General features: G+C 63.1%; 5 protein-coding genes and 1 pseudogene. 4 read left to right on the top strand and 2 right to left on the bottom strand.

The window, feature by feature from the left end:
- The 3 genes and pseudogenes from EOA60_RS21070 to EOA60_RS21060 form a co-directional block, all read left to right on the top strand.
- Positions 1–200: pseudogene (locus tag EOA60_RS21070) on the top strand (DUF883 family protein); the annotation flags it as partial.
- Between the two features lie 10 nt (positions 201–210).
- Complete coding sequence (locus tag EOA60_RS21065) at positions 211–675, top strand: phage holin family protein (RefSeq protein WP_095824027.1); 465 nt, start codon at positions 211–213, stop codon at positions 673–675.
- 120 nt (positions 676–795) lie between these two features.
- Positions 796–1011: a hypothetical protein gene (locus EOA60_RS21060; RefSeq protein ID WP_067002134.1), complete on the top strand. Its 216-nt coding sequence runs from the start codon at positions 796–798 to the stop codon at positions 1009–1011.
- A gap of 19 nt (positions 1012–1030) precedes the next feature.
- Here the strand turns inward: EOA60_RS21060 and EOA60_RS21055 are convergent, their stop codons facing one another.
- Positions 1031–1951: a diacylglycerol kinase family protein gene (locus EOA60_RS21055; protein WP_095799846.1), complete on the bottom strand. Its 921-nt coding sequence runs from the start codon at positions 1949–1951 to the stop codon at positions 1031–1033.
- Between the two features lie 239 nt (positions 1952–2190).
- Here EOA60_RS21055 and EOA60_RS21050 point away from each other — a divergent pair, with 239 nt between their 5' ends.
- Positions 2191–3579, top strand: coding sequence for a PRC-barrel domain-containing protein (locus tag EOA60_RS21050; RefSeq protein WP_095824026.1), 1389 nt, complete (start codon positions 2191–2193; stop codon positions 3577–3579).
- Positions 3580–3622: 43 nt separating this feature from the next.
- Here EOA60_RS21050 and EOA60_RS21045 read toward each other — a convergent pair.
- Positions 3623–4257, bottom strand: a 635-nt coding sequence (locus EOA60_RS21045; RefSeq protein WP_128311822.1) for a sulfatase/phosphatase domain-containing protein, incomplete at its 5' end; no start/stop codon positions are given.

Below are 4257 nucleotides of genomic sequence, written 5' to 3'. Positions count from 1 at the left end.
GTTACGGGGCAGCGCGCCGCGCGGCCGCCGAAGGCGTCGAGCAGCTGCGCGCGCACGGCGAGGCAGCGTTCGAAAGCATGCGCGGAAGCGCTCAGGATTTGGAAGCGCAGTTGATAGCCAGCGTTCGCGAAAAGCCGGTGACGTCGCTGGCGATTGCGGCGGGAGTAGGCTTCCTGTTCGCGCTGCTGTCGCGCCGCTAGCAGCCCTCATATGGGGACGCTGGTTTCGCTTATTTCCGGCCTTGCTTCCGGCGAGGCGGTGGCGGCCTTTCAAAGAGCGCGGCAGACCGCAATCCTCTACGGACTTGCCGGTGTTTTTGCCCTGTGCGGCGTCGGTTTCCTCATCGGCGCGGCCTATATCTGGCTGGCGGCGCGCTACGGGCCGTTAGCGACCAGTCTCGGCTTCGGCATCGGCTTCCTGGTGATCGCCGGGCTGATTGTCGTGATCCACAAGCTGACAACCAGCATGCGGGCGCGGCGGCGCGCGCGAAGGCGAAAGGCCGACATGACGGCGGTTGGCGTTACCGCGGCGCTCGCGTTGCTCCCGGCGCTCGCGAAAAGCAAGGGCGGCCTGGGCACGCTTCTCGCGCCCGCGATCGCGCTCGCCGCCTACGCCATCTACCGCGAGAACGTGAAGGCTGGGCCTCGAGAAAAGGATCGCAGCGAAACGCCATAGGCGCGGCAAGCCGGTCGAGGCGGCCGACCGTTGCCGGATGATTGGGAACTTTCGCGGAAAGGGTCCGTTACCCGACCATGCCGTGCTCGGCGTGCCCGCCCCCACACCTGGAGACCGACCATGCCCAAGACCGTTCCTGAAAACGAAGCCCGCCAGGGGCATTGGGGCTGGCATGCGCTCAGGATTCTCGTCGCCGGGCTGCTGCTGGTATTCATCGCCTGGGGCGTAGCCGAGATTTATGGCGTGTTGATCAAAGAGCCGAGCACCGAGCAGCAGCACGTCCCACAACCTCCAGGGACCGAGCAGGCGCCTGCTCCCAGTGGTCAAACACAGTAGTTTGAAGTCTTCGGCCCATTCAGGCTGCCTTTGCCTGCGCGCTGCTTCTAGGGACCAGCACGTTAAGGGTCGCCGGATGGATTTCGACCGTGGTTTCGCGTTCCAGCTTGACCAACTCTCCGTCCATCACCGCCTTGAACTTGGTCGGCGACGAATGAATTTTCAGCACGGCCTTGTCAGCCTGGTGGATCTCGACATGTTCGCTTTGGCGCCACCGGCCGCGCAGCATGGCAAGCAGCAATTTTACCAAGTCACGGCGCCGGCGCGCAACGCTGACATAGATGCCAAGCACGCCGCCGGCCGGATTGTCCGCATAAGGCAGATGACCCTCGCCGAACAGGTTGTTGCTGATGCCAATTCCGGTCGCGCGGGTGATGATGTCGGTCTTGCCGATGGTCAAGGTCACCTTGAGGGTGCGCGGGTTCTTGATCGTTGCCCATGCGGCGCGAACCGACGCCCGCATCTTTCCCAGCCGCGAGCCAAAATCCATCTTCTCGCGGAGCTGGACCATTCTGGCATGCATGCCGATTGAAAACTGATGCACGAAGGGACGGCCATTCGCGGTCGCCATATCGACCGCCTTAACCTCGCCGTCGGTAAAGGCCTTCAAGGCGGCTTCCAGTGTCTGGGGGATGCCAAGGCTGCGCGCGAAAAGGTTCATCGTACCAGCCGGCAATATGGCCAACGCCTTCTTCTTGTTCATCAGAAGCGAGGCGGCGGTGGACACCGTTCCGTCGCCGCCTCCGGCCAGCACGACATCGACGTTGCGCCTGGCTATGGCCTTTTCCAAAGCCGTGGCGATTTCGCCGCCCGCAACGATGTCGATCTGAACCGAATGGCCGGCCGCTTCCAGAAGCTCGCGGACCCGGTCGGCAAAGGCTGCAACATCGGTCGTGCGCAGGGTGCCCCCGTCCTTGTTCAGCACCGCAGCAAACCGCATGCCCCTCTCCGTCCTGCTATTGGTAGGCCAAAAACGAGTTCTCAGCCGCAGGCTGAAACGGAAAGGGGCCGCCGAAGGTTCCGCGTCAGCGAGCAAGTCAAGCGCCGTGGACCGGCGCCGTTTGGAACAAGGCTCCCCTCACGACGTTGTGAAATTGTGGAATATTGCCGCGCTCGCCCTTGCCTTGTGCGAGGCCGCGAACGCGGCGCGTAGGAAATCAGGCACGAGGAGAGACGATCATGATCCGCACTCTTTTTGCAACGACCGCGCTTGCAACCCTCCTAGCAACCGGGGCCTTTGCGCAGAACACAACGCCTGCACCGGCGCAGGCGCCCGCCACCGAAACCCCCGCGCCCGCCGCCGAGACCCAAGCTCCAGTAGTACGTGCAGACGGGGCGCTGATGACCAATATCATCGGTGAATCGGTCTATAATGGGACCGGCGACGATGCCGAAGACATCGGCAAGGTCGACGACGTCGTTTTCGATGCAAGCGGCAACGTAAAATCCGTCATCATCGGCGTCGGCGGATTTCTTGGCGTCGGCACCAAGGATGTCGCCTTCGATTACAACAAGCTGGAATGGGCCGAGAAGAACGGCGACCGCTGGCTCGTAGCGAAGACGACCAAAGACGAGCTGAACGCACAGGCGGCCTTCGATCGCAAGGCCTATGATCCGGCCCCGGCGCAAACGACCGATGCCACGCAGCCTGCGACCACCGACACCGGAACGGCGCAAGCGCCCGCGCAGCCGGCCCAGCCGGTAGAGAAGGCTGAAGGCAATCTCGCCACCAACATCATGGGCGAGTCGGTCTATAACGGAACCGCCGACGACGCCCAAAAGATCGGTGACGTCAACGACATCGTTCTTGCCAAGGACGGCAAGGCCGAATCCCTCGTGATCGGCGTCGGCGGCTTCCTGGGCATTGGCGAGAAGAACGTTACCTTCGACTTCGCCAAGGCCAAATGGGCAGAGAAGAATGGCGATCGCTGGTTGATCGCCGAGACGACGAAGGAAGAGCTGGAGGCTCAGCCGGACTTCAACCGCAAGGCCTATGATCCGGCGCCGGCCGCAGCCACCACGGCTTCGAACACTGCTCCGGCAACGACCACCCCTGCCGTGACCTCGTCCGACACCACGGCCGACAAGGAGGCCAAACCGGCTCAGCCGGCCCAGACGACGGCTGAGACCAAGCCCGCGGCGCCGGCTGCGAATACGACGGCTGAGAACAAGCCAGCCGATACCGGCACAGCCGCCACCGACACGACCAAGACAGCCTCGATCGACAAATCGACGTTGAACGAAATGCCGATGGGCAACATCAGAGTCGACGATCTGAAGGGCACCACGGTATACGGCGCCAACGATGTCGAGATCGGCGAGATTGGCGACGTCGTGCTGACGCCCGACAACAAGCCGGATGCGGTGGTTATCGATGTCGGCGGTTTCCTCGGCATCGGCGAGAAGGAAGTCGCCCTCGGCATGGATAAGCTGAAGTTCATGACCGACAAGGACGGCAACAAGTATCTCTACACCAACTTCACCAAGGAGCAGTTGGAGGCGCAGGCAGCCTACGACAAGAGCTCCTATGCCGCAAACCGCGACAAGCAGAGGATGGTCCTGCAGTAAGGGACCAGGCAGCAGCAGCAGGCAGCAGGGAATACGCGTTTCGCTATTCCCTGCTGCCTGCTGTCTTGCTCACGTGGCCGACCACTCCGTCCTTTGTCAGCTCCGCCAGCGCGAGTGATTGGTCGAGATGGTTGGCGCGCCAGGTGAGCATCTTCTCGGCGAGTTCCACGCGCACCGGCAGATAGGCGGGGTCGTGCGCGACGTTGCTCAACTCGTCCGGATCCTTAGACAGGTCGAAGAGAAGCGGCGGCAGGCCGCCGCCGAAATGGACATATTTGAAAGCCTCGGTGCGAAGGACGGCAAGGTTGCAGTCGCGTGAGCCGATGCCGAAATGCCGCTCGGCTTCGCCGTCGGCGACCGAGCGGAAATCGAATTCCCAGTGCGCCGCGTCGCGCCAGTCGGCCGGCTCCTCGCCGTCGAGCCAGGACGCCAGCGACCTGCCGTCGAGGTGCGGTTCGGGTGCTGCGCCGATCAGGTCGAGCAAGGTCGGGAAGACGTCCACCGCCTCGGTGAAACGATCGATGGAAGCGCCGGCCGCTTCTGTCCGGCGCGGATCGCGCACGATCAGCGGAATGTGGTAGCTGGCGTCGAAGAAGCCGCCTTTGCCAAGCATGAAGTGGTCGCCCATCATCTCGGCATGATCTCCGAGCTCGACGCGCAGCTCGGCCGCATCTGGGA

This window comes from Mesorhizobium sp. M1A.F.Ca.IN.020.06.1.1, from assembly GCF_004023265.1.
Classification (GTDB): domain Bacteria; phylum Pseudomonadota; class Alphaproteobacteria; order Rhizobiales; family Rhizobiaceae; genus Mesorhizobium.
Note: the sequence above shows the minus strand (reverse complement) of the source record. Positions and strands in the feature narration are given on the sequence as shown.

Bases quoted from the DNA above. Each gene is read 5' to 3' on its own strand.
- EOA60_RS21050 (WP_095824026.1), top strand. From the start codon at position 2,191: ATGATCCGCACTCTTTTTGCAACGACCGCGCTTGCAACCCTCCTAGCA.
- EOA60_RS21065 (WP_095824027.1), top strand. From the start codon at position 211: ATGGGGACGCTGGTTTCGCTTATTTCCGGCCTTGCTTCCGGCGAGGCG.
- EOA60_RS21060 (WP_067002134.1), top strand. From the start codon at position 796: ATGCCCAAGACCGTTCCTGAAAACGAAGCCCGCCAGGGGCATTGGGGC.
- EOA60_RS21055 (WP_095799846.1), bottom strand. From the start codon at position 1,951: ATGCGGTTTGCTGCGGTGCTGAACAAGGACGGGGGCACCCTGCGCACG.